Origin of the sequence: Bacillus sp. SIMBA_154 (assembly GCF_046536015.1) — a bacterium.
Classification (GTDB): Bacteria; Bacillota; Bacilli; order Bacillales; family Bacillaceae; genus Bacillus; species Bacillus pumilus_P.
In genome coordinates this window covers 61284-84930 of sequence record NZ_JAWJBV010000007.1, presented here as the reverse complement: position 1 = coordinate 84930, position 23647 = coordinate 61284, and the positions used below count along the sequence as shown (strand labels likewise).

Annotated in this window: 26 protein-coding genes, 2 pseudogenes and 1 riboswitch; of the genes and pseudogenes, 8 read left to right on the top strand and 20 right to left on the bottom strand. The window is 37.5% G+C overall.

What is annotated here, in order from left to right; genetic code table 11:
- Positions 1-34 precede the first annotated feature (34 nt).
- A pseudogene (locus R0K30_RS11865) lies at positions 35-151 on the top strand (acetyltransferase); the annotation flags it as partial.
- A gap of 288 nt (positions 152-439) precedes the next feature.
- Here the strand turns inward: R0K30_RS11865 and R0K30_RS11860 are convergent.
- Positions 440-655 carry a hypothetical protein gene (locus tag R0K30_RS11860; protein ID WP_410610843.1) on the bottom strand — a complete coding sequence of 72 codons (216 nt, stop codon included), beginning with the start codon at positions 653-655 and terminating at the stop codon, positions 440-442.
- Between the two features lie 5 nt (positions 656-660).
- Positions 661-1419, bottom strand: coding sequence for a class I SAM-dependent methyltransferase (locus tag R0K30_RS11855; protein WP_410610841.1), 759 nt, complete (start codon positions 1417-1419; stop codon positions 661-663).
- A 502-nt stretch (positions 1420-1921) separates the two neighbouring features.
- Between R0K30_RS11855 and R0K30_RS11850 the strand changes: the two genes are divergently transcribed.
- Positions 1922-2125, top strand: a complete 204-nt coding sequence (locus R0K30_RS11850) for a hypothetical protein (protein ID WP_256499619.1) — start codon at positions 1922-1924, stop codon at positions 2123-2125.
- Positions 2126-2366: 241 nt separating this feature from the next.
- Here R0K30_RS11850 and R0K30_RS11845 read toward each other — a convergent pair.
- Both R0K30_RS11845 and R0K30_RS11840 read right to left on the bottom strand, forming a co-directional pair.
- Positions 2367-3493 (bottom strand): annotated as a pseudogene (locus tag R0K30_RS11845) (alpha/beta hydrolase).
- Between the two features lie 261 nt (positions 3494-3754).
- Positions 3755-4129, bottom strand: a complete 375-nt coding sequence (locus R0K30_RS11840; RefSeq protein WP_410610839.1) for a hypothetical protein — start codon at positions 4127-4129, stop codon at positions 3755-3757.
- A gap of 583 nt (positions 4130-4712) precedes the next feature.
- Between R0K30_RS11840 and R0K30_RS11835 the strand changes: the two genes are divergently transcribed.
- Both R0K30_RS11835 and R0K30_RS11830 read left to right on the top strand, forming a co-directional pair.
- The gene (locus R0K30_RS11835; RefSeq protein ID WP_410610837.1) at positions 4713-4853 is read left to right on the top strand and encodes a hypothetical protein; all 141 of its coding nucleotides are present in this window, start codon (positions 4713-4715) and stop codon (positions 4851-4853) included.
- Positions 4853-5572 (top strand): DUF421 domain-containing protein, encoded by a 720-nt coding sequence (locus R0K30_RS11830; RefSeq protein WP_410610835.1) that lies wholly within the window; start codon positions 4853-4855, stop codon positions 5570-5572. The genes R0K30_RS11835 and R0K30_RS11830 overlap by 1 nt, the downstream gene beginning before the upstream one ends.
- A gap of 440 nt (positions 5573-6012) precedes the next feature.
- Here R0K30_RS11830 and crcB (R0K30_RS11825) read toward each other — a convergent pair whose 3' ends face one another.
- The 4 genes from crcB (R0K30_RS11825) to R0K30_RS11810 all read right to left on the bottom strand — a co-directional run bounded on the left by crcB (R0K30_RS11825) (position 6013) and on the right by R0K30_RS11810 (position 8882).
- On the bottom strand, positions 6013-6369 hold the full coding sequence (crcB, locus tag R0K30_RS11825; protein WP_180275551.1) for a fluoride efflux transporter CrcB: 357 nt from the start codon (positions 6367-6369) through the stop codon (positions 6013-6015).
- Between the two features lie 2 nt (positions 6370-6371).
- Positions 6372-6770, bottom strand: a complete 399-nt coding sequence (crcB, locus tag R0K30_RS11820; protein ID WP_099728367.1) for a fluoride efflux transporter CrcB — start codon at positions 6768-6770, stop codon at positions 6372-6374.
- Between the two features lie 56 nt (positions 6771-6826).
- A riboswitch (Fluoride riboswitch) is annotated at positions 6827-6886 on the bottom strand.
- A gap of 85 nt (positions 6887-6971) precedes the next feature.
- Positions 6972-7391, bottom strand: coding sequence for a universal stress protein (locus R0K30_RS11815; protein ID WP_410610833.1), 420 nt, complete (start codon positions 7389-7391; stop codon positions 6972-6974).
- A gap of 15 nt (positions 7392-7406) precedes the next feature.
- Positions 7407-8882 carry a SulP family inorganic anion transporter gene (locus tag R0K30_RS11810; RefSeq protein ID WP_256499620.1) on the bottom strand — a complete coding sequence of 492 codons (1476 nt, stop codon included), beginning with the start codon at positions 8880-8882 and terminating at the stop codon, positions 7407-7409.
- A gap of 58 nt (positions 8883-8940) precedes the next feature.
- Here R0K30_RS11810 and R0K30_RS11805 point away from each other — a divergent pair, with 58 nt between their 5' ends.
- Positions 8941-9630, top strand: coding sequence for a recombinase family protein (locus R0K30_RS11805; protein ID WP_230030214.1), 690 nt, complete (start codon positions 8941-8943; stop codon positions 9628-9630).
- 95 nt (positions 9631-9725) lie between these two features.
- On the opposite strand, the gene R0K30_RS11800 is transcribed toward R0K30_RS11805, so the two are convergent.
- Positions 9726-10400: a potassium channel family protein gene (locus R0K30_RS11800; protein WP_410610830.1), complete on the bottom strand. Its 675-nt coding sequence runs from the start codon at positions 10398-10400 to the stop codon at positions 9726-9728.
- 146 nt (positions 10401-10546) lie between these two features.
- Between R0K30_RS11800 and R0K30_RS11795 the strand changes: the two genes are divergently transcribed.
- Positions 10547-11884 (top strand): TrkH family potassium uptake protein, encoded by a 1338-nt coding sequence (locus R0K30_RS11795; protein WP_230030215.1) that lies wholly within the window; start codon positions 10547-10549, stop codon positions 11882-11884.
- Between the two features lie 81 nt (positions 11885-11965).
- Here R0K30_RS11795 and R0K30_RS11790 read toward each other — a convergent pair whose 3' ends face one another.
- The 5 genes from R0K30_RS11790 to R0K30_RS11770 form a co-directional block, all read right to left on the bottom strand.
- Positions 11966-13177: a chromate transporter gene (locus R0K30_RS11790; RefSeq protein ID WP_230030216.1), complete on the bottom strand. Its 1212-nt coding sequence runs from the start codon at positions 13175-13177 to the stop codon at positions 11966-11968.
- 29 nt (positions 13178-13206) lie between these two features.
- A complete protein-coding gene (gene arsC, locus R0K30_RS11785; protein ID WP_099728373.1) occupies positions 13207-13626 on the bottom strand; it encodes an arsenate reductase (thioredoxin) in 420 nt (139 codons plus the stop codon).
- A gap of 24 nt (positions 13627-13650) precedes the next feature.
- Positions 13651-14949, bottom strand: coding sequence for an arsenic transporter (locus tag R0K30_RS11780; RefSeq protein ID WP_410610827.1), 1299 nt, complete (start codon positions 14947-14949; stop codon positions 13651-13653).
- 16 nt (positions 14950-14965) lie between these two features.
- Positions 14966-15298 carry a metal-responsive transcriptional regulator AseR gene (gene aseR / locus R0K30_RS11775; protein ID WP_099728397.1) on the bottom strand — a complete coding sequence of 111 codons (333 nt, stop codon included), beginning with the start codon at positions 15296-15298 and terminating at the stop codon, positions 14966-14968.
- A 95-nt stretch (positions 15299-15393) separates the two neighbouring features.
- Positions 15394-17034 carry an FAD-dependent oxidoreductase gene (locus R0K30_RS11770; RefSeq protein WP_410610825.1) on the bottom strand — a complete coding sequence of 547 codons (1641 nt, stop codon included), beginning with the start codon at positions 17032-17034 and terminating at the stop codon, positions 15394-15396.
- A 221-nt stretch (positions 17035-17255) separates the two neighbouring features.
- On the opposite strand from R0K30_RS11770, the gene R0K30_RS11765 reads away from it, so the two are divergent.
- On the top strand, positions 17256-17411 hold the full coding sequence (locus R0K30_RS11765; RefSeq protein ID WP_410610950.1) for a hypothetical protein: 156 nt from the start codon (positions 17256-17258) through the stop codon (positions 17409-17411).
- A 292-nt stretch (positions 17412-17703) separates the two neighbouring features.
- On the opposite strand, the gene R0K30_RS11760 is transcribed toward R0K30_RS11765, so the two are convergent.
- The 3 genes from R0K30_RS11760 to R0K30_RS11750 all read right to left on the bottom strand — a co-directional run bounded on the left by R0K30_RS11760 (position 17704) and on the right by R0K30_RS11750 (position 19499).
- Positions 17704-17946, bottom strand: a complete 243-nt coding sequence (locus R0K30_RS11760) for a DUF2651 family protein (protein ID WP_230030535.1) — start codon at positions 17944-17946, stop codon at positions 17704-17706.
- 213 nt (positions 17947-18159) lie between these two features.
- Entirely contained in the window at positions 18160-19086 is a 927-nt protein-coding gene (locus R0K30_RS11755; RefSeq protein WP_410610822.1) for an alpha/beta hydrolase fold domain-containing protein, read from the bottom strand.
- Positions 19083-19499 carry a MerR family transcriptional regulator gene (locus R0K30_RS11750; RefSeq protein ID WP_410610820.1) on the bottom strand — a complete coding sequence of 139 codons (417 nt, stop codon included), beginning with the start codon at positions 19497-19499 and terminating at the stop codon, positions 19083-19085. The genes R0K30_RS11755 and R0K30_RS11750 overlap by 4 nt, the downstream gene beginning before the upstream one ends.
- A gap of 242 nt (positions 19500-19741) precedes the next feature.
- Between R0K30_RS11750 and R0K30_RS11745 the strand changes: the two genes are divergently transcribed.
- The gene (locus R0K30_RS11745; protein ID WP_099728379.1) at positions 19742-20050 is read left to right on the top strand and encodes a magnetosome magnetite crystal formation protein family; all 309 of its coding nucleotides are present in this window, start codon (positions 19742-19744) and stop codon (positions 20048-20050) included.
- Between the two features lie 52 nt (positions 20051-20102).
- Here R0K30_RS11745 and R0K30_RS11740 read toward each other — a convergent pair whose 3' ends face one another.
- From R0K30_RS11740 to xynC, 3 genes are all read right to left on the bottom strand, one after another.
- Entirely contained in the window at positions 20103-21506 is a 1404-nt protein-coding gene (locus R0K30_RS11740; protein ID WP_410610818.1) for a sensor histidine kinase, read from the bottom strand.
- A gap of 2 nt (positions 21507-21508) precedes the next feature.
- Entirely contained in the window at positions 21509-22216 is a 708-nt protein-coding gene (locus R0K30_RS11735; protein ID WP_099728381.1) for a response regulator transcription factor, read from the bottom strand.
- Between the two features lie 142 nt (positions 22217-22358).
- Entirely contained in the window at positions 22359-23624 is a 1266-nt protein-coding gene (gene xynC / locus R0K30_RS11730; RefSeq protein WP_410610941.1) for a glucuronoarabinoxylan endo-1,4-beta-xylanase XynC, read from the bottom strand.
- Positions 23625-23647: the final 23 nt, after the last annotated feature.

The following is a 23647-nucleotide window of genomic DNA, read 5'->3' as shown; positions in this document are numbered from 1 at the left end:
TATCGAGGTTGGTGAGCATTTTTTTGAATTTTGATCTGGACATCAGCTTGATCCAGTAGAACGTGCAAAAGGCATTGAAGGTGTCACCATTGGCGATAATGCTGTCATTGCGTCTGGCGCCGGTGTAACGAAATCGGTGGAAATCCTGTGAAGTTTATTAAACATCTTGAAGAATCAAAATCTGACGAATGAACGAAGGATTTTGATTTTTTCTTTTTTATCTCAATAAGATAAGTATACTTAATTTTGAGACAATAGAAATTGATTCTCGGTTTAACTTCCTAGAATATATATTATGTAAACTAAAAAATATAGATGAATGCCTTCTTTTAAAATGAGATTGGAAAAACCTTTACGTCTTGTCCTCCTCGTTTTGCTCTATTTCCATAAAATTTTCTGCCTGCCTTTACTGCTAATGTTTTATTAGCCGTTCATCTTATCACGGCTTTAATAGTTGATAAAGTTCTTTCCTTATCCCTATTTCCATTAAGTTATCATTTGTGTCTTTCTTTGAAATTTCTATAATTTCAGGAGTGAACCCACGTATAGCTTTTGCAACATCCACCGCTTCTTTTGAAAATAATTGTGTAGAGCCTCTCAGATCTACAAATAAAAGAACAGAGCGAAAAGAAACGCTCCGTTCTTTTTCAAACATCTATCTTATTTTCGTACAGCTTCAAATGTAATGAGTTGGGTATCTTTTGATGGTTCTTTTTTATAAGTATAGTCCGCAGAACAAGTAATATTAGAAAAACCAATGCTTTCTAATATAAGTTTGAATTCTTCAATTCCATACCATCTCATTGCGAACTTCTGTAATTCTGTGTCTATCAGCTTACCTTTTCTCCATTTCTCATACTTTAAATAAGTTAAGGTATATTGATCGATCCAGTTTATTTCAATTGATTTGCTTTCTAAAGAAATGCCTTCTTCGTCAGAAAGAGGAAAGGCTGCAGTAGTAATTTCTCCTGTACGCCAATTGATTGGTAATTGTAAATCAACTATTACACGTCCTCCTGGCATTAAATGATGATAAAAGCATTTTAGAGCTTCTTTAGCATCCATTAAACTTTCAATCAAGCAAAAGGAGCCTGTAGGTATAACGATAGCTTTATACTTTGTTTCCAAAGAAAAACTACTTAAGTTACCTTCATAGAGCTTTGGATTTAAGCCCCTTTCTTTGCATCGTTTCCGACAAGAATCTAACATTTCTGTCGAATAGTCAATTCCATCAACAATAAACCCACTTTCAATTAAGGGAATTAAGAATCTCCCCGAACCGACAGCAGCTTCAAGTACCTTCCCTTTAGTCCCTTTTAACCTTTCAAGATAATAATCAATATCACCCTCAATGAAATACCCCACTGGTTTCGTAAAATCATATATTTCCGTACTTAATGAACCATAATAACTAAACATCTTTTTCCCTCCGATATTAAATGCGGAAGGGTTTTAAACTGAACGATTAAAACTTCCGCACCTGAAATTTGTTAGATGTAGGTAAAGATTTGACTATCATATTAAATCACTCACTTTCTACATAGTATTGTTACATTATACACTTTCTTTAGCGTTTCCCTTTAAAATGATTGCAGGTTTTAACCCATTTTGAGAGTAATTTGGAAATTATCTTCTACAACCTAAATACTCTTAATATTGATTACTAACGTATAGATATTTCATTTTGATTTATTAGTCGTTCAGTATGGATCCGCTTAAATTATTGATTCCTTATTTGATTAGTGTTTATAATGCATACAATAGTATCTATTAAAATGTTAATAGGATACTGTTACTAACTACACTAATGTTTGCGTATCCAAGATCTTTTAATGTCGATTTCATTCCTTCAACATTTTCGATGGATTGAGGATAGGTGCAGTAGTAGCTTGTTCCAAATTGTGAGTCTGGGAGTGTTTCTATGAATAAATTATTGGCAATGTCGATATTAGGATTGGGTCTTAGTGGTGCCGCTTTAATTCTCTCAGTCTCTTTGTTATTCAAATCCCCAACAGAAAACTTTGAGCTGATGTTTGCTGCTGGATCAGCAGGGGCTTGCGCAGTTTTCTCTGTCTCATCCCTAGTTCTTCGAAAACGTTTAAATCATTTAACTGACAAAAAGTAAAGTAAGTCCAAAAAAATCCCCACCTTGTAGGGTGGGATTTTTTATTTAATTGATTGATCACACAAACTTGTTGCTTGGTTCACATCATGAAAAGGTTCTTCAGTTTGAGTATGTTAATTTGTCTCATTCATTCCATTTCATTTTTCTCAAGTGCTTTTTTAAAATAATTATGATAAAAGTTTTTAGACAAAACAAATGGCTAGCTCTTTGACATGCGTTTATCAGCACTCCCCTGGTATTGTCACTTGTTGCTGGTCTTCTTAATCAAGGCCACACCATCGTATGCCAGACTTTCCACACTTGCAGCCTTTTGCAGCATGTAACGATCAAAAAAGGTCTTCGTATAGTCCGTCACAAGATGTCGCATCTCCATAGCATCTCGTTCGCCTCTGAGTTCCTCAATCACACTGGTAAACACGATGTCGCAATAATCTAAATGCGCAGCACGATCAACAGAGAAAAAATAGGTTTCCATGCTGTTGTTTGCGCCAATGACCGCATTCATATTATAGTTAGGTTCAGAAAATAGCAGCAAAAAGGGTTTCTTCAGGTCGCTGTCGATAAGACCGAACGCACCACTATCCAAGCCAATCCCGCAGGCGAACCGGTCGTCGTCCCGGCAAACAATCGCCGTCGTAGGCCCTCCATAAGAATGTCCGACTATGCTCATGCCGATGTCAAGCAACAATCTGTCCTTAAAGATGGAATTCACCTCTCCAGAATCCAGTTTGTAAAGATGATCGGCTACATACCTGACATCTTCTGCTTGTAATTCACTATAATTCGTTAACTGGTTAATTATAGGCAGTGTAAGGACGTTACGGCACATTTCAATGGCCGTTTCATCGTCTGGCCGCATCTCCATCTTACCAGAAAGCGCCATCATCTCCGGATCTTCAGAAAACGCCATCATGACATCCGAAAAATCCTTTGATACATTAAACAGGCGCCCATTTTTGTCTGATGGCCGATGCTTACGACAACATACCCTATGCTTGCCAAGTCTGTACAAATCACTGTACCCCATTCTGGAGAACCGCCCCCGCCGCAAACATAGAATAACACCGGATAGCGATTTTCCTTCTCGGAGAGAGCAAGGTCGTCGTAACACTGAGTCTTAATATCGATAGAGAAAAAATCCTTCTTTTTAAGATACTCTGTGACGAGTGGTTGCTCATTAAGCATCTCGTAGACTTCAGGAAACATGTACGCTGATGTAGTCTTACCTTCACTGCTGTCAGACGGATAGTACACAAACGCCGTCAGTTCTCTTTTTGAGTGATTTGATGCCGTGTACTCAACATCCATCTGGGTTCGACTGACAGTATAGCCGCCAATTGGTTCTGGAAATGCGTCATACCTTTTCATTCACTTGTTCCCCCTTAATGAATAAAAGTGGCGAATGTGACATACATACATTGCACCAAAAGCACTTTGAAACGATTACATCCTATCTTCAGTGAATCATACCTACTCCTTTTAGAGTTCTTAATATCGCAAACCCGGTATGGAAGTCAGTTTCTTTTACAATCTAGCTAAATCAATATTGGACCAACGGTTCTTTACTTCTTGTTTAATCATTGATAAAAGAGGCTGACCGGTCTGTTTATCGAGTGGTGTCATCCGGATTCAGCCATTGTTTACCTTATTGGTAACAGCCACTTTATCATTGCTACGATTTGAAATCCCTTCATGTAGCTTATCGAGCTTATCCTTCATGGTCTGCTTAATACCTGCAATGAATGGTTCTACATCAAGTGGTACTTTGAGAGCTTGAAAATATTCTTCATAATCTTGCGATAAGTCTTCGTCTTGGTTTCGATATCTACTTGCACCTTCAATCCCAACTCCCTTACAACGAAGTTGGGTTCGTAATGGATTTATTAATCCGTTCGAAGCCCCTTGTATCCTAATAACATCCTTCCATTTTGCTTGAATGACGCCTTCAATGGGGTACGTCGTTCCCAACAGCAAAATAGTAATGTAAGGTTTTTTTAATCTCACAAATGGCTTTTCGGTAATGGCTACGATAAGAGGCGTGCATCTTTGTTCTTCTCTTTATATTCCCGACTACTCCTGGACAGATCCTTGATGATATTCATGAATTGTGGAAGAACTTACAATTGGGTGTATCCTGAATGACTCCATCCGGGTGATCACGTTTTGCCTCCTTTCTACTCCCCATAAGTAAATTTAGTTCATCTGGCATGAGTATTAAATCAGTTATAAACTCTTCTTCAGTCCAGTTTCGTTTCAATACTTCCACTCTAATCTATGGTGTTTAATTCTAGTATAATTTTAATAGGAGAACACCAGCAAGAGAGCTAAAAGAATTAATTTCATCTGTTTATTTTACATTTATTGCAATTTGTATGACAGATTAGAGCAGAAACTCTGTGATCGATCCAATAACAAAGGCTATTACTTGAAAGTTTTTGGATAAATCATCCTGTTGGTAATTTGAAATTAACCGAAGTAAGTATTGGGTGATGAATAAAAACAATTTACCATGATAAAAATACAATCTAACCATAAAATAAGAATTCTTGCCTAACATTTAAAAAAATAAAGAAAGATGGTTGAGTGAATGAAGAATAAAAACGAATTGATATTTGGGATTATTGCCTCCTCATCCGTGGCAGGGAGAGCAAATATTTCAAATATGAACGAAAAGATTGAAAATACGAATAGAGAACTTGTACTTGAATACCAAGGGGATCTTAAATAATGGAAACTTTAGTAGATATTTTAAAGGTTTATGTAAGGATCATCACTATAATTCCTTGGCTTTTAATTGTGACATTGTTCATGGGGAAACGGGCAATAGGAGAAGTACCTGTATTTGATTTATTGATCATTATTGTGCTAGGTGCTGTGGCAGGTGCAGATATCGCTGATCCGGATATTCCTCATTTATATACATTTTTATCAATATTAGCTATTGGAGTCTTACAAATCATTGTTTCAAAATTAAAATTAAAAAATCGATTTTTGGGACGACTGATCACATTTGAACCAACTATTGTCATCCGAAACGGTGCTTTTATTGTAGGAAATTTACAAAAGATCCGATATTCCTTAGATAATGTATTACAAATGTTAAGAGAAAAAGATATTTTTGATGTAAATGATGTAGAGTTAGCCTTAATCGAACCAAATGGGAAGCTAACTGCTTTTAAAAAACCTCATAAATCTACTATCACCGCAGAGGATTTAGGAGTTAAAAAAGTATCCGGAAATATTGCTTATCCTGTTATTATCGAAGGTAACATAGAAAATCAGGTGCTCACTCAGTTAAATTTAACTGAACAGTGGCTTGTTCAGGAGTTACAGAAAAAAGATCTGAAAACGGTTGATATTTTTTTTGCATCAGTTAATGCGAACCATGAATTGCACGTATCATTGAATAGTAACAACAAAAGTTTTAAGCCTGAGATAAATCATTAGTTTGTGACTTTTTCGTATAAAAATGCCGGGAAAAGACAATAGAAAATGGAACAAGCCAAAAAGTTTCAAAAAAGGCTGCGCCTAGATCAATGCAAAAGATATTGTAGGCAGGCTGGTGCAACAACCAAAAAAGGGCTAACCCCCGTACGTGCTACCCATAAAGAGCACAAAAGTCTATTATGGTGCACCGTGATTACCGGAGTACGAACATGCACCAAGTGTATCATCTACCTTTTTCGCCAGCCTACGAATGCTTTTGTCGTTGGTGTTTGCAATCAAGCCATTAGTCAACCATGGATTAGAACTGCACCATGGAAAATAGATGAGTGTCTATAATGATGATTAGATCATTGGCCAATTTGTGTAAACGCGATTTGATTGTCTCATTTGCAGATTATATTCTTGCAAGGATTTTGAATACATCATACTCTGTTCCATGTCTAATGATTTCCTATCAATACACCAATAAAAGCTAAAATAATTCCACCAGCATAACTGGAAACCAAATAGTAAAGAAGGACGGAATGATTTCTTTTTTCCCTTAGTTGAATATTTTCTAATTTAAATGTAGAGAATGTTGTAAACGCACCCATGAATCCAACCCCCAAAAGGGCATATAAGTCTGAAGATAGACCCCTACCAACTATCCAACCTAACAAAAAAGAACCCGTTAAATTAACAAACAACGTCCCGAGCGGGAAATTCGAACTAAATTTTTTGTGTATCCATGTACTTAATGTGAAACGGGAGATAGCTCCTAGAAATCCTCCAATAGCAATCAATAATCCAGTCATGATGTTCATTCCCCTTTCCTCTGTAATCGTTTAAAAGAACGATGCCCAATATCGTAGCCTAACCACGACATCATAAGTCCTCCAAATAAGCTAAGTAATACATAAAGAAAGGCGAACCCAGCTAAATGATGTTGAATTAAAGTCACCGTTTCTACACTAAACGTTGAAAACGTGGTAAATGAACCCACTAATCCAGTACCTAGACCAGCTAACACATGTGGATGAAATTGTTTAAGTTTGACAATTCTACTCGTAAACCAGCCTAATACAAAGCAGCCAATCAAATTAATGAGTAAGGTTCCTAAAGGGAAATCATATCCCCACCAAGAATGGGTAAACACTCCCAAGTAATATCTAAGCAGACTGCCAATTATTCCGCCTGTTCCCACTAACAAATAAATCATTTTATACCACCTCTTTCAATCATTTAGGCAAAAAAATAGACTCCTACCCATCTATAAAGTGGGTAGGAGTCATTAGCACGATGGCAATTACGGCGAACTCCATCGCCTATATATTTAAGCCTTTAGTATTTTTCATTTTAAGCGATAAACCTGCTTATTTCAAGTGTTTTAGAAAGTGAAACTCTACTTTCTGCCTCTTCGTTATTTCAAAATTAAAACTGGACAGTTCACTCGTTTGGCTACTTTATGACTGACACTTCCTAGGACCATTTCTTGAAACGAGTTTAATCCTCTGCTGCCAATAATGACTAGATCAAAATGATTGTCATTGGCATAAGAAACAATTGTAGGCCCGGGATCACCATGTTTCATTGTTAGTTTATAGGAACATTCTTCAGTTTGAAATTTTTCTTCTATTTTTTTCAGCTTCAGTCTTCTAGCTTGCTCTAGTGCCTCTGCACTTCCACTATGCAAAACTTCGCTTTTAGATTTAGAATAATCTAATACATAGATGAGCTCTACTTCTGCATCTGTCGTTAATTTCCCTAATTGAATCGCATGGTCCGTTGATCTCTCAGAATGAACTGAACCATCCACAGCTAATAATATTTTTTTATACATCTCTCATCCCCCTCATTAGTGACCTGATGCTTTTGCATTTGGTTGATCATAAGTAGCCAGTTTCTTCATTAGCTTTTTGCTGGCTTCATTTAACCCTGTCAAACGGACGTCTTTATTATTTTCTTTCAATTTCAATACAACTTTATCAATCGCTGCGACAGCTGAATCATCCCATATATGGGCTTCAGTAAAGTTTAATGTGACTTTTTCTTTTGGTTGATCACTGAACGAAAATGATTGAACAAAATCCTGTACTGAGGCAAAGAACAGTTGACCGTTAATATCGTAGACTATTTCTTTATCTGAAGATTTTGAAGAAGCTTTTACACTGACCTTTGATATTTTGGCTACAAAGAAGACAGCACTCAAAATGATTCCTGCGAAAACGCCTTTAGATAAGTCATGAGTTGCTACAACTGTGACAACTGTGACAACCATCACAATAGAGTCTGATAATGGAACTTTTGTAAGTGTTCGTAATGATGACCAATCAAATGTACCGATGGAAACCATAATCATCACACCAACTAGAGCAGCCATAGGAATTTTCACGACCCAATCGCCAAGGACGATAATGAGAAACATCAAGAAAACGCCTGCAACAAATGTGGATAAGCGACCTCTCCCTCCTGATTTCACATTAATCACTGATTGACCAATCATAGCGCATCCCGCCATGCCTCCGAAGAATCCGGCAACAATGTTAGCAATTCCTTGGCCGCGGCTTTCTTTATTTTTATCACTATCTGTATCTGTCATATCATCTACGATAGATGCAGTTAATAAAGACTCTAGAAGCCCTACAATAGACAGTGCTAATGCTGTTGGAAAAATGATCATCAATGTTTCAATGTTTAAAGGAATATCAGGAATCATAAAGCTTGGCAAAGAGCTTGTGATTTTTCCTAAATCGCCCACAGTGCGTAATTCGAGATGACCAAATATAGCTAGAACCGTCATTGCAACAATGGCAACAAGTGGAGCAGGAACTACTTTAGTGAACCTGGGAAGAATATAAATAATGAGTAACGTAACCGCAACCACGATATAAGTCAGGTTAGATATTCCAACAAAATGGGGCACTTGTGCCATAAAGATTAGGATAGCAAGCGCATTTACGAAACCGACCATAACCGATCTAGGTATAAATTTCATAAAGCGAGCAATTTTCAGTGCACCAAATATGAATTGGATCATCCCAGTTAAGATGGTCGTAGCAAATAAATACTCAATTCCATGATCTTTCACCAAGGTCACCATTAACAGAGCCATAGCACCCGTAGCAGCTGATATCATTGCAGGGCGACCGCCCATAAATGAAATAACAACGGCAATACAAAAAGATGCATAAAGTCCGACCATTGGATCTACACCTGCTATCACCGAGAAAGCAATGGCCTCTGGGATAAGCGCAAGAGCAACAACGATTCCTGCTAAAATGTCTCCTTTTACATTTGGAAACCATTCGTTATGAAGTTTTTGTACGAACAAATGAAAAACACTCCTTCTTTTTTGAATTGACTTCTAACTCTCATAGAAGTCAGGTCCGTTGATAACATCTTCAAATTTAACAGACCGCAATTTAAATGTCCATCATTTTTTGTCCCAAAAACGAACTTTTTTGGGACTAGAAATCATCGAGTTGAATTTTTGTTATAATATCAGTAAGCAATTCTTTGGAGATGATAAAGTGATTTTCGGTTATGCACGTCCATTTAGTCATGATATAGATATGGCTCTACAAACGAAAGCTCTTGAAGATAAAGGCTGTGATAAGATTTATTATGAACAAACCATATCTCCTAAAATCAGACCTGAACTCAATCATTTGCTGGATTCTTTAAATGCAGGAGATCAAGTCATTGTCTATAAATTTTATAGTATTGCTGATTCTACACGCCACCTAATTGATTTAGTTCAATTACTACAAAGTAAGTATGTTCATTTCATATCTATCATTGATCAAGTAGATACATCATCAGTGGAAGGCAAAGTGTTTTTTAAGCTTATGAAGAGTGTTGGGGATTTTCAGCATGATGTATTAAGTGAGAGTACTAAAGCGGGAATTTATGAAGCTAAACGAAAAGGGAAAAATACTGGGCGGCCTAGAAAACCTGATGCTAATGTCAGGCGTGCATTAGATATGTATCAAAGCAAAAAATATAGCATTGCTCAAATTACACTTGAGACAGGTATAAGTAAAACAACACTATACAGATATTTAGAGGATGAAGGGTGATCTTTTAAAATCAAATTTATACCTGATGTCTTTCCCAGGGTGAAAAAATGAGGGTTCTTTAATATTTTGTCTTGAACCCTCTCTCCTCTTTATAGTTAGAATGATTGACTTTGTAATTCATTTCTTTCAAAACGTGCGATATCTTTCATTGCTCCAATGACAATTAAGATATCGTTTTTCTGAATTTGTTCATGAGCAATCGGGGAAATAATCACTTCTTTCCCTCGTTTGATAGCTACAATATTGATTTGATATCTTGCTCTAATGTCAAGGTCAAGTAATGACTGATTTTCTAAATGTCCGTTTGCTTCAACCTCAATTAGCCCATATTCATCAGATAGCTCCAGGTAATCGATGACATTATTTGTAATGATTTTATGGGCTATTCGTTTCCCCATATCTCTTTCTGGATGGACAACTCGATCGGCCCCGATTTTATTTAGTAACTTTTCATGGTAATCGTTTTGTGCTTTTACCGTCACCAGTTTAACGCCCAGTTCTTTTAATATAATGGTTGTTAAAATACTAGCCTGAATGTTTTCACCTATAGCCACAATTACATGATCAAAGTTTCGCATTCCTAAGTTTTTCAACACTGCTTCATCTGTAGAATCACCAATGACCGCATGCGAAGCGATTTGCGCATATTCGTTTACACGATCTTCATTTAGATCCATAGCTAGCACTTCAAGTCCCTCTTCGCTTAATGCTTTACATATGCTCCCGCCGAAGCGGCCTAATCCGATAACAGCAAATTCTTTTTTTGGCATATAGATGACTCCTTTTGTTGTCTTTCAAATTATTTTGGATAAAACTTATTTTGTTATGAAAACAAATTGATAATAGATAGACAATCATAATCCTTTTCGTTATATAATAACATTAAAATTTCAAGTGGTTGAAAGTAGGCTAGAAAATGTTTAAATATGATCATTTTTTTAAAAAACCAGTAAAATTAACGCCTCCTCAAATTTTATTGTTTGGATTTTTGACGGTCATTGTGATAGGAGCTTTTTTTTTAACTCTACCGATCTCTACTGTTGAACCCATCTCAATCATTGATGCTTTCTTTACAGCTGTTTCAGCAACAACTGTTACAGGTTTAGCTGTGGTTGATACAGGAACAACCTTTACTTTATTCGGACAAATTGTCATTATGCTGATGATACAAATTGGCGGGCTTGGTTTTTTAACTTTAGCCGTCATGGTCATCTTGTTATTTGGTAAAAAGGTAGGTTTACGAGAGAGGTTATTGGTTCAAGAGGCTTTTAATCTGACAAATATAGGCGGTATTGTACGTCTTATAAAGGTTTTGTTTATCTTTTCAATAACATTTGAGTTAATAGCTACTTGTATATTATCATTTCGGTGGATACCGGAATATGGTTTTTTTAAAGGGGTATACATCAGTTTATTTCATGCCATTTCTGCTTTTAATAACGCAGGTTTTTCTCTTTTTTCAAATAGTTTGATGAACTATGTACATGATCCACTGATTAACCTGACCATCACCTTCCTGTTTATCATCGGTGGTCTTGGTTTTACAGTGATTTTTGACATTTGGAATAAACGGAGATTTAAATTATTATCAATCCATTCAAAGCTTATGATTATAGGAACCCTCATAATAAATGGTGTTGCGCTGTTACTTATATTTTTAATGGAATTTGGTAATCCACATACTCTAGGTCCAATGAATCTTCTTGATAAATTCTGGGCCTCTTATTTTCAAGCTGTGACAACAAGAACCGCGGGTTTTAATTCGCTTGATATCGCACATATGCATGAAAGTTCTTTAACTCTGATGATGCTTCTTATGTTTATTGGTGCTGGGAGTGCATCAACAGGAAGTGGGATTAAGTTAACAACGATGATGATCATTTTGATCTCTGTCCTCCATTTTCTGAAAGGAAACAAAGAACCCGTCATATTTAGACGTACAATTAGACACGATGTGGTCATTAAAGCCCTATCTATTAGCTTTATCAGTTTATGTTTTGTATTTATCACCATTTTTTTATTGACAATGACTGAAAAAGCCCCCTTCATTGATATTGTTTTTGAAACCTTTTCAGCATTTGGCACGGTAGGTCTTTCAATGGGATTAACTCCGGATTTAACGTTTTTAGGTAAGGTTATTCTTTCGATCCTTATGTTTATTGGTAGAGTAGGTTCTCTAACCATCGTATTTATCTTTATGAAACGAACGAAAAGCCCAATACGTTATCCTGAGGGAGAGGTGTTTGTCGGTTAAAATAAACACTCATGGATTCACCGTGTTCAAGGTGAATCCATTTTTCGTTCCGAAGTATTGTATTCATTATCAAACTAAGTTTTATGACAGAAAAGCTAACAATCGACCACCAACTGCACCAACTACTACAATGAACCAAGGCGGTAACTTCCAAAAAGCTAACATGCTGAATAAAATAGACACAAATGCAAAGTCAATCGGCTTTAAAATGGCGCTTGTCCAAATAGGCTGATAAAATGCAGAAATCAAGATGCCCACTACTGCTGCATTTACGCCCATCATAGCTCCTTTTACTTTTGGATGACGGCGTAAATGGTTCCAAAATGGTAGTGTACCTAAAATTAAAAGAAAAGCAGGCAAAAATATAAAAATGGTTGCTAATATCCCCCCTACCCAACCGTACATAACAGTTCCTAGATATGCAGCAAACGTAAACAATGGGCCTGGAACTGCTTGTGTGGCGCCATATCCAGCAAGAAAGGCTTCTTGGCTCACCCATCCACTTGGAACAAATTCACGTTCAAGTAAGGGCAAAACAACATGGCCGCCACCAAAAACAAGTGAACCAGAACGGTAAAAATGATCGAACATCGCAATCCACTGAATCGATGTCACTTCTCTTAAAATTGGTAAAAGAATGAGTAAGACAAAAAATAAAGATAGACACATCATGGCAAACCTACGTGATATGGGAAAATGGGTATTGGATTGATGATGATCACGATGTTTTTGATAAATAAGATAGCCCATAAAAGCAGATACTAGTATGATCCCTATTTGTGTATAGGTGGTTTGCCATAATAACGTAACGACTAATGCCATTAAAGCGATAGCTTTTCGTTTTAAGTCAGGGGTTAAATTTTGAGACATCCCTACAATAGCGTGAGCAACAATTGCTACAGCAACTAGTTTAAGCCCGTGTATCCATCCTGCTGTTTCAATATTCATTCCTTTCATCAGCAATGCGAGCGTAATAAGTGCGATAACAGACGGAAGAGTAAATCCGAGAAAAGACACAATGCCTCCTAATACCCCACTATGTATGACTCCTATGCCAATCCCCACTTGACTGCTTGCTGGACCAGGGAGGAATTGACATAAGGCTACTAAATCTGCGTAACTTTTTTCATCCAACCATTTTCTTCTTCGTACATATTCTTCGTGGAAATATCCTAAGTGAGCAATTGGGCCACCAAATGAGGTGAGCCCAAGTTTTGTTGAAACCATGAATATTTCGAATAAAGTTCGGATTGAGGTTCTCTCTTTATGTGTGCTGAACGATGGTTCTTTCATTTTACTTCTCCCTTCACATATGAAAGATGTTATTTTCCAGTTTCAGCAAACTGTTTCAATCGTTCTCCAATTTCATTTCGTACTCTTTGGAAAAATGCCCACTTCTCTTCTTCTGTCCCTTCTGCTTTTGCTGGATCATCAAAGCCCCAATGTACACGTTTGACATGAGGGGGTGTCATAGGGCATTTATCAGCTGCATCACCGCAAAGTGTCACAACTAAGTCAGCTTGATGTAATATCTTCTGATCAATCAGGTCAGACGTTTGATGAGAAATATCAATCCCAATTTCGTTCATTGCTTTTACAGCATTCGGGTTTAATCCATGCGCCTCAATCCCAGCACTATATACGTTCCACTCATCTCCAAGCTGTTTCTTAGCCCATCCCTCAGCCATTTGACTGCGACAAGAATTGCCGGTGCATAAAAAGTAAATTGATTTCTTTGACATGTTGATCTTCTCCTTTACACAAACTTAATGAATAATCAGTAGCCAAATATAAAGACCAGCAAGGGTAATAAAAAGGGTTGGAACCGTCAATATAATACCCGTTTTAAAATATGTTCCCCAAGAAATCTTCACACCCTTTTGTGAAAGAACATGCAGCCATAAAAGAGTTGCAAGTGATCCAATAGGCGTTATTTTCGGGCCTAAGTCAGAGCCGATCACATTCGCATAGATCAGAGCTTCTCTCATGATTCCTTGAGTATCAGTTCCTGAAATGGCTAGTGCATCAATCATAACTGTCGGCATATTGTTCATGACCGAGGATAGAACGGCAGCAATAAATCCCATTCCTATGATCCCGGTAAACAGGCCTTGGTCTGCTACAGCTTGAATGACATTTGACAGGACATCCGTTAATCCGGCATTCCTTAATCCATATACGACAACGTACATTCCGATGGAAAAGAACACAATTGCCCACGGAGCACCATTAAGCACCTGCTTTGTCTGAACAGCTGAGCTCTTTTGAGCCATCATGAGAAAGAAGATTGCTATGACACCCGCTATGATAGAGACAGGTATTGAGAAAATCTCACTAATAAAATAACCAACTAATAGTACTCCTAATACGATCCAAGACATTCGAAACATTTTGTGATCCTTTATTGCTTCAGCAGGGGGTTTGACATCTGTCATATCATAGTGTCGAGGAATGCTTTTTCTAAAGAAAAGATAAAGAACAATGATACTGGCAGCTAGTGAGAACATGTTAGGAACAATCATTCTAGATGCATACTCAATAAAACCGATGTTAAAGAAATCTGCTGATACGATGTTTACCAAGTTACTGACAACCAACGGCAATGATGTGGTATCAGCAATAAATCCACTAGCTATAATAAAAGGGAAAACCAGTTTTTCTTCAAAATTTAAAGCCCGCACCATTGCAAGGACAATCGGTGTTAAAATCAAAGCTGCCCCATCATTAGCAAAAAAAGCAGCAACAACAGCTCCTAATATTGATACATAAATAAACATACGAATACCGTTACCATTAGCAGCCTTTGCCATATGAAGAGCTGCCCACTCAAAAAATCCGATCTTATCAAGGATAAGAGAAATGATGATGATCGCTACAAAAGCCAAGGTAGCATTCCAGACAATTCCTGTAACGGTCATGACATCCTGAACATTCACGACTCCTGCAATTAAGGCTAAAACGGCCCCTCCACAGGCTGACCAGCCAATAGATAAATTCTTGGGCTGCCATATGACCAGCACTAATGTGATGAAAAAAAAGACGCAAGCTAAAACAGCTGAAATCAATTGAATCTCCCTCCTACTAACAAGAAGCTTTAGTTTCTCGTTGTTTAATGCTTTTTAAAAGTTTATCTTCCTCATCGATGTGATCTAAAATATGCTGGATCACCTCAAATTCAGGACATGATCTGTTGATCGAATAAAATCGCCATTGGCCTCTCCTATCCTCTTTTACAAAGCCTGCGTTTTTCAATTTTCGTAAATGCTGGCTGATTGATGGCTGACTCATTTCAAACATATCTACCAATTGACATACACAATACTCTTTATCTAAAAACAGCTTCATCATCATCAGTCTTGTTTGATCACTGAGTATTTTTAAGCAGTTCAACATGTTAGTGCTCTCTAATTTCATTCCTGTAGTCAAATTTGAATCCCTCCCTTTAACACAGTATATAAGTGTGTTTTTATATAAATGCATGTGATATATAGATACACAAATTTTGTTTGCTAATTCTTTAAATAACTTTGAAAATGTTTATTCCCACCGGAAAGGTTGTAAACTTCTTTTATTCCCATATTGATCAAAATATTTTGTGCTGCATTTCCTGTTACCCCACTATTGCAATAGGTTATGGTTGGGAGATCAGGATGAAGATTCTTAGCACTTTCTCTAAGTTCTGACAAAGGAATATTTAAAGCGCCAGGTACGTGTGATACTTTAAATTGCTTTTCAACCCTGGTATCAATGATTTGTAATTCTTCCTCGTTTTCCATTCTTTCAATTAATTCCCTTGGTGTGATTAATCGATTTTTATTTTGAATAGAGTTATGAAGGGCCATACCGGTATACATTACAGGGTCTTTCGTTGTACTAAACGGCGGAGCATAAGCTAAATCCAAATGGAATAAATCTTCAGCCTTGGCTTTAAATGTGATGGCCGTAGCAAAAACATCAATGCGCTTATCGACACCTTCTTCTCCGACAATTTGTACACCTAGAATACGTCCTGATTTTCTATCGGCAACAGCCTTAATCACTAATTCTTTTCCACCTAAATATTCTGCCTTTGCAGGTTTAATGTTGTATAAAATGTCAACATGATAGCCGTGTTCTTGCGCCTCTTTTTCGGTAAGACCAGTTTGGCCAACAGCTAAATTAAACACTCTTAAAATGCCTGTGCCTAAAATACCGCGGTGGGCCAAATCGCCACCGGTAATGACATCGCCTGCAATACGTCCCATTTTATTTGCTGTCGATCCCAACGGTCTGTATAAAGGTTTCCCTGTAATGACTGAAACACTCTCGGCCACATCACCAACTGCATATATATCATGAAAATTTGTCTGCATTTTGGCATTGACAGCTATAGCTCCTGTTGAACCTAGTGTGATGCCTGCATCTTCAGCTAAAGTTGTATTTGGGCGAACGCCAGATGCTAAAATCACAATATCTGATTGAATCGACCGACCGGACTTTGTCGTTACTGACCTGTCTTCTATTAATGTTGCTTCTTCATTTAATAATAATTGAACCCCATGTCTTCGCAGTTCTTCTTCAACCCTGAATGCCATATCTTTATCCAAGTTCGGCAACACTTGATTGCTGCGTTGAATCATCGTTACTTCCAGGCCTTTATGAATTAGCTGTTCGGCTATTTCAAGACCGATATATCCTGCGCCGATGATCGTTGCTTTTTGAGGATTTTCTTCTTTCATATATTGATCGATTTTAAATGTATTTTGTATGGTTCTTACTTGGAATACATGCTCTTTGCTGACGCCAGAAATATTTGGTGTAGCCGGAGAAGCGCCAGTTGCCAAAACTAAAACATCATAGGTGTCAATTTTTGTTTTTCCAGTTTCAAGATCCTTAACAGCTATATTTTTTTGAGCGGGATTGACCTGAGTAACCTCATGACGAGTGAAAATATCAACGTTATAGCGATCTTTAAACCATGAGGCACTTCTTGGTGTTAAGGAACTTAAGTTCTCTACTTCACCCCCTAAAAAGTAAGGGATACCACAAATAGAGTAAGATATGTCATAGTCAGCATTATAAACTGTAATATCGATCTCTTCATTATTTCTACGTGCTTTAGCTGCAACTGAGGTACCTGCTGCAACAGAACCAATGATGATCATTTTCAATTTTAAATAACCTCCTTTATGTAAGAACGAAATCTTAACTTCTCCAAGATTATATAATCATTTAATTATATAATCAATTGTTTATGTAAATTCTTTTATAAATACATTGATTTTTTTTATTTATTTTATGATTTATTCATCAAAAAAATTGATTTATAAGGAGCTACATAAAATGAAAGAGAACTTACCAGTAGTTATTATCGGCGGAGGCCCAGTTGGTATTGCTGCAGCTGCACATCTTATTAAAAGAATGGAAGAGCACCAACATGTTATTAGCCACTGGTTATGAGCAGGCTCGCTCTGTTATTGCTTATATGACTGGTGATAAAGAATCTGCTAAACGTGTAGAACTTAAGTTACCTGAAACGGGAGTCTGAACAGTTGCTTTAAAGTCTGCGGTTGTTAAAACGTCTTGTTGTATTAATGAATAAGTGAAAAGCAGGTCTCGTTTTGGGACCTGCTTCATTAAGTAGTATTTTTTCCATCACCATTACATCCCTGTTCTTTGAATATGCCTGCTTTTCTATATTCCATCGACTTATATCATCCTTGTCCTCATTCATTATATGGGAACGTGAATAAGGGTAGAGTATAGATTAAGAGCAACCCATCCTACGACTTGAGACAAAAAAATGCTTATGTTTGAGGACATAAGCTTCTTGATTATGCTTATTTATAACGTTTTGACATATCTCGTATCATTTTTGTTATGACAGACGTACACATGCATAAAAAAGTCACAATCCCTACCCAATACATATTTGATATGTCGAACCCAGTATAGGCAAATATGAAGATGGTTGAGGATAAAAATGTGATAATTAGAACTACATAAACTTTCTTAAAGATTAAGTAGCCAATAATCCCCCAAGCCAAATACAATAATGGCAACGTAAATAAGATGAGAGCCATGGGTTGAAGAAAGAAAACACTAATAACGTCACTCTCCTTTAACAGTCATTTGAGTGGTTACAGTTCAACTTCATTGAAGAAACTAATATTCATCATCTTAATAGTGAATGTGTATTTTGTAAACAAAAATAGAAATTTAAGGGTAAATTATTTGACATTGGATATACATTTATTTTGATTGGGAAAAGACAATTCATCACTCAAAAACAATCCTTAGCTATTCATAACCTGAATGATTTTCTCCTGAGCATCTGTTGCTTCATGGATTGGCATGACAACAAACACATGAAGCATTTCCGGATAAACGTAAGTGTTGATCGCAATTCCTTGTTCGGTTAGTGTTTCATCAAGTTTTATCGCATCTGGATATAAAGCTTCATGTGTGCCAATAAAATGAGTGATCTTCCCAAGCCCTTTAAAATCACCGTAAATTGGGCTGATCAATGGGTCAGTTAGGTGTTTATCAGCAGCCCATATGCTTGAAATGACTTCCATTCCTTCACGAGCCAGCATAGGATCTTTTTCAGCATATTCAGGGATTAGTGGATTGCTCAAACTCATATCAACACATGCAGACAGTAAGATGATATCTTTCGGTTGCGCGAGTTGTTCCATCTTTAAGAGGTGCGCCAGACCAAGAGCAATGTTTCCGCCAGCTGAATCTCCCATAATCGTTAATTGATTAGGGCTTTCAACCGTTTCAAGCATTTCTTTGTAAAGGGTTAGGATTTTCGGGTACGTATCTTTGTAGTTATAATGGGGTACTTTAGGGTAAATAGGTGCCACCACCTTCGCATGAAGGGATTGAGCCATTTTGTCCATGAACCACCAGTGCAAATTCAAAGGCTGATTTGTCCATGCTCCCCCATGTACATATAAAATCACTTTTTGTTTAGGAGACGATTGATCATTTAGTGTAAAGACTTGCATGCCCTCGAATGTTCGCTCCTTTACCTCACTAATAAAGTGAACATCATCCCCAATCACATATGGCTGCGTATTTTCGATTTTTTTTTGATCAAGAAAGATTTTGGTGTTTTCGATACTAGAAAAACTCTCTTTATTACTTTGAGAAAATAACAATTTTTCAAATTGAATACTTTCTTTAGAACGTTCGCCTTGATAAATGTCTACACTCATTTTCTTTCCTCTCCTTTAACATCCTGTTTTGTCACATGAAATAATTCAAGATATTCATGTATGTCTTTGTCAGAAGTCTTTAATAGGTTAGATAAAAGGTCTTGCATGAAACGTAAGCTTTTGATTTTCTCTTCAATCTCTTCAAGTTTATGATGGACGATCTCTCTTAACGTTACTGGATTCACCTCATCACTTAGCATTCCCATGATTCCTTTGATTTCCTTTAACGAATAACCTAACGATTTAGCCCCTTTTATGAATTCAATTTTTAAAAGGACATCTTCTGTATATAATCGATAACCGTTAGAATGGCGTATTGGGACAGGTGAAATGTCGTTTTCTTCATAGTACCGAATGGCAGCAGCGCTTATTCCTGTTCTTTTTGAAAGTTCTCCTCTTGTCATCAGCTCCATCTTCTTTCTCCTATGTTCGTATTTTTCATGAATAGGTTAGTCACCTGTTGCTATGTCCATTATAAAGGTTGAACTATACTTCAAGGTCAAGAATATAATCATTAGATTTTTAGCCATTTTTAAGGTTGCTGTAAGGTTGGGATTAATACAGGTTAAGGTTGAGGTTGTACAATAGGTTTGTACTTCAGTGAAGGGCTGAGTCAAAAGATTCTCCCTTAAATAAATCATAGAGGTGAAAAGGTTTGAGAGAAAATAAAATTTTGTCTTCATTATGTTACTTCAGTATATTTTTTGCACCGTTTCTGTTTCCGATTATTGTCTATTTCTTAGGTCAGGAAGATGTGAAATATCATGCGAAAAAATCGTTGTGGACGCATCTGATTCCTTATTTGATTTTTGGTATTGGCATCATCGGTTCAGGTTTACTTGGCATGAACGATATCAGACATGCTGGGCCTTTCGTGCTTGCGACGTATGCTGTGACATTCCTTGTGGCGATCTATTTCTTCATCTGGAACATTGTCAAAGGAATCAAAGTGTTTTCAGAATAATAAGTGGAAAAAACGGTTCTGTTATTGGTCAGAACCGTTTTTTTATGGCCATTTATGAAGGTAATTGTATGTCGATTGTTGTTCCTTTCCCTAAAGTGCTGCTTATGGTGATATCCCCGCCGTGCTTTTGGATAATATCTTTTGCTATGGCCATCCCAAGACCAGAGCCTGCATGTGTTACTCCTGTATTTGTTCCTCTGTAATAGCGGTCAAACACCTTTTCTAGCTCCTCTTCTTCTATTCCTTTGCCGTTGTCTTTAATGGTCACATGGGTTTGTTCTTTTTGTTCGATCTGTACAACGATCTGCACATCATGATCATTGTGAACGAGGGCATTTAAAATGAGATTCGTGACCGCTCTTCTAATCAATATCGCATCAATGTTCAGCATCAGTTTTTCTACATTCGTTTGAAGCTCAATCAACTGATCCGCATACCTAGAATCGTTTAAAATATCAATTAACGTTTCCCTAAGCAGGGATACAATGTTCACTAGCTCTTTATTCAGCATCACGTCGTTATTTTTCAGCCTTGACGTTAAATTTAGATCCTCCATGACATCTTTGATATACAGTGATTTATTTTCAATGATGCGGGCGTAATGTCTGATTTCATGACCTGAAAGAGGATAGTTTGGATCTTTGATGATTTCAGCATAGCCTTGAATAGAAGCTAATGGTGTTTTAATGTCATGAGAAATATGACTGATCCATTCTTCCCGCATTTGCTCTAATTTGTCTTTTTCTTTTTTGCTTGAAGCTAGTTGTTCTGATAAGTGATTGACATTATAGAAGACATCTTTATACATCCCCTTAGTTGGCAGGTTTGTCGTGTAATCGCCATTTGCTAACCGCTGGATTCCATGAATGACACGGCCGAGCGGTTTTGTGAGCTGCCGGCTGAATAGATAGCCAATGATTAGCGCAATGATGGCATCTATTGATAATAAAATGATCGTCCCGATATTGAATCTCGTCACTAAATCCTTCGTGTCGAACGAGAATAGATATTTTCCGAGTGAAGGATTCTTAAATCCGATAAAGTAGCTGTATTCCTTACCCTTTACTTTCTTTCCACCGGCATAAATGGTCGATAATAATTGCTTATCCTTATATTTATGTAAGTTCACGATTTCTAAAGGTGTATATTTGTCCTTTAATCCTTTAGGTGCTCGGATATGATACACATCTTGTCCATTTTCGTCCAATATTTGAACCCACGCATTTTGCTGTTTTAAAGCCTGCTGCCCTTCTTTTTTTACGGTGATTCCTTGATCGGAAAAGGTGATATATTGCTCAAATGATCTTGTGAAGGTTTCGGGCGTATTTTCTTCGCTATGCTGGCTGCTTGCTTGCAGTACAAGCCATATCATGAATCCAAATAAGTTGATAAAGACAGTGATAATGGTCACGATAATGACAGAGACCATATATCTGCCTGTTAATCGCCAATTCATCCTTACGCATCCTTTACAACAAATTTATAGCCCAGCCCTTTAACAGTGACGAGAAACTCCGGTGTTGACGGGGAGGCTTCTATTTTCTCCCGAAGTCTACGTATATGAACCATCACCGTATTGTCAGAACCGAAGAAGTCTTCTCCCCATACGGTTTGATAAAGTGTTTCTTTACTGATAACGCGATTTGGGTGCTGTAAGAAATAGGTCATGAGCATAAGCTCTTTCGGTGTTAGCTCAATTGCCGCTCCATTTTTGGTGAGCTCTGCTTGCTGCTCGTTTAATTCAAAGGGTCCTTTTTTGATCACGGTATCGGTTTGAGAAGGCTGTAAGTAAGATGATCTTCTCAGCTGCGCTTTGACCCGATAGGCGACTTCCTTAGGGCTGAAGGGTTTCGTAATGTAGTCATCCCCGCCGATCGCAAGTCCTACAATTTTGTCTGTTTCCTCACCCTTTGCCGACAAAAAGATAATCGGAACATGGGAGATTTCTCTTATTTGTTTGCAAATATCATAGCCTTCACCGTCTGGCAGCATGATATCTAGTATGACCAAATCGGGATGTTCTTGCTGAAATTTTGCCAATCCATCACGGGCAGTCGAAGCAGTGATCACGCGATCAATACCTTCTCTTGTTAATACGGTGTTGATCAGTTCTAATATTTCTTTTTCGTCATCTATAATTAATACCTTGCTGTGAAGCTGTAACATACATTGATCACTCCTATGAAGTCATTGTCATTATTATACCCAATGTTTATTCATAGTGAAAAAATCAACACCGTTTGACCACAGAAAAAAGCCAATTTTCTTTTTTGAGTGAGAAAATTGGCTTTTTGCAATTCGGATGACTTTAGCGTTTCACAACAAATGTTGTCACACTTTGAGCCGGGAGATGGGCCCAAAATTGATTGCCTGATATATTTAAATCTGTTACAGGCTGAAGGTTGCTGTTACTACTCGTAATCCATCTTGACGCTTGCGAAGCAGATCCATTTTGCAGCACAAAGTGTTGATTGACTCCTGCGTTGTTTTTATTAATCGCCACAATGACGACTTTATTGTCACCTTTATAGGCTGATACGAAAACATTCGGTTCAGGATTTTTCGTTGCATCAATCCTTACATAGCCAGGACGCACGAATTTGGAGAAATGCGCCATGTTGTATCCGCGTTTGCTGATCATTCCATCTTCCTTCATAGGACCATATGATCTGCGGATGTACCACCAAACATACGCCTGGAAATCTCCTTCTACCATTGAATGGTGAATATGCTCTGAAACGCCTAATGCCTCAGGCCAGCGATCCGCTGAATTGTTGTCACTATTCGGGTAGTATACTTCTGTCATCCATAGCTCCTTTCCTCCTCCTTTTTGTTTGAAAAGAGGATATGGAAGCTGGCTGATTTGGGTTCCGTAAAGATGTGCACCGAGAATGTCCATATTTCTAAGCGCCTGCGGATCGTTTAAAATGGGATCTGATATATTTTTGAGGTATTGAAAGGATTCTGGCGCAATGACGCGGGCATTAATGGAGCCGGCATTTTCTCTCATGAAACGCAGGATTTCCTGCGGGGTCCACCATGTCCATTCGTGTGCATAATCGGGCTCGTTTTGTACAGAAATGGCATAAAGATTTACTCCATTATTCTTCATGTACGTTACAAAGTCATTGAGATGCTGAGCATATGCTGCGTATTGATTGTATCTAAGCCGTTTTGCAGACGTACCATTACGGTTAAAGGTCTCGACCATATTGCTTGGAGGATTCCAAGGCGAAGCAATCACCAAAGCTCCATGCTCTATCGCCCTTTTGGCTGTGGCGACTTCTCTGTGCCAATTATTTCTGTTCTCGTCTACATAAATTCTAAGAATAGAAAAACCTAATTGATTCTGTCCATTGCCAAAGGCGGTCTCCCTTTGAGGCACTGTCAAATCACCAATCCAAGCCGGGTGGTTCATTCCGCCAAAGCCGCGAATCACTTGTCTTTCCGCATTGATATTAATATTTGCATCACTTGCTGCTGAAACCTCAGCCACTCCTGGTCCAATGAACATGACTGAAAGCATCGTAAAGCAGACCAATAAAGTACAAATTGGTTTTTTTACAATTGACATCAAGTTTCCCCACTCCTCCATCA

Excerpts from the sequence above, each read along its gene's own strand:
- R0K30_RS11835 (WP_410610837.1), top strand. The coding sequence starts at position 4,713 with ATGAAGAATAAAAACGAATTGATATTTGGGATTATTGCCTCCTCATCC.
- R0K30_RS11815 (WP_410610833.1), bottom strand. The coding sequence starts at position 7,391 with ATGTATAAAAAAATATTATTAGCTGTGGATGGTTCAGTTCATTCTGAG.
- R0K30_RS11795 (WP_230030215.1), top strand. The coding sequence starts at position 10,547 with ATGTTTAAATATGATCATTTTTTTAAAAAACCAGTAAAATTAACGCCT.
- R0K30_RS11855 (WP_410610841.1), bottom strand. The coding sequence starts at position 1,419 with ATGTTTAGTTATTATGGTTCATTAAGTACGGAAATATATGATTTTACG.
- xynC (WP_410610941.1), bottom strand. The coding sequence starts at position 23,624 with ATGTCAATTGTAAAAAAACCAATTTGTACTTTATTGGTCTGCTTTACG.
- R0K30_RS11830 (WP_410610835.1), top strand. The coding sequence starts at position 4,853 with ATGGAAACTTTAGTAGATATTTTAAAGGTTTATGTAAGGATCATCACT.
- R0K30_RS11850 (WP_256499619.1), top strand. The coding sequence starts at position 1,922 with ATGAATAAATTATTGGCAATGTCGATATTAGGATTGGGTCTTAGTGGT.
- R0K30_RS11755 (WP_410610822.1), bottom strand. The coding sequence starts at position 19,086 with ATGAGTGTAGACATTTATCAAGGCGAACGTTCTAAAGAAAGTATTCAA.
- R0K30_RS11735 (WP_099728381.1), bottom strand. The coding sequence starts at position 22,216 with ATGTTACAGCTTCACAGCAAGGTATTAATTATAGATGACGAAAAAGAA.
- R0K30_RS11740 (WP_410610818.1), bottom strand. The coding sequence starts at position 21,506 with ATGAATTGGCGATTAACAGGCAGATATATGGTCTCTGTCATTATCGTG.
- aseR (WP_099728397.1), bottom strand. The coding sequence starts at position 15,298 with ATGAAATTAGAGAGCACTAACATGTTGAACTGCTTAAAAATACTCAGT.
- R0K30_RS11760 (WP_230030535.1), bottom strand. The coding sequence starts at position 17,946 with ATGGCTCTCATCTTATTTACGTTGCCATTATTGTATTTGGCTTGGGGG.
- R0K30_RS11790 (WP_230030216.1), bottom strand. The coding sequence starts at position 13,177 with ATGAAAGAACCATCGTTCAGCACACATAAAGAGAGAACCTCAATCCGA.
- R0K30_RS11860 (WP_410610843.1), bottom strand. The coding sequence starts at position 655 with ATGTTTGAAAAAGAACGGAGCGTTTCTTTTCGCTCTGTTCTTTTATTT.
- arsC (WP_099728373.1), bottom strand. The coding sequence starts at position 13,626 with ATGTCAAAGAAATCAATTTACTTTTTATGCACCGGCAATTCTTGTCGC.
- crcB (WP_099728367.1), bottom strand. The coding sequence starts at position 6,770 with ATGATTTATTTGTTAGTGGGAACAGGCGGAATAATTGGCAGTCTGCTT.
- R0K30_RS11750 (WP_410610820.1), bottom strand. The coding sequence starts at position 19,499 with ATGGAGCTGATGACAAGAGGAGAACTTTCAAAAAGAACAGGAATAAGC.
- R0K30_RS11800 (WP_410610830.1), bottom strand. The coding sequence starts at position 10,400 with ATGCCAAAAAAAGAATTTGCTGTTATCGGATTAGGCCGCTTCGGCGGG.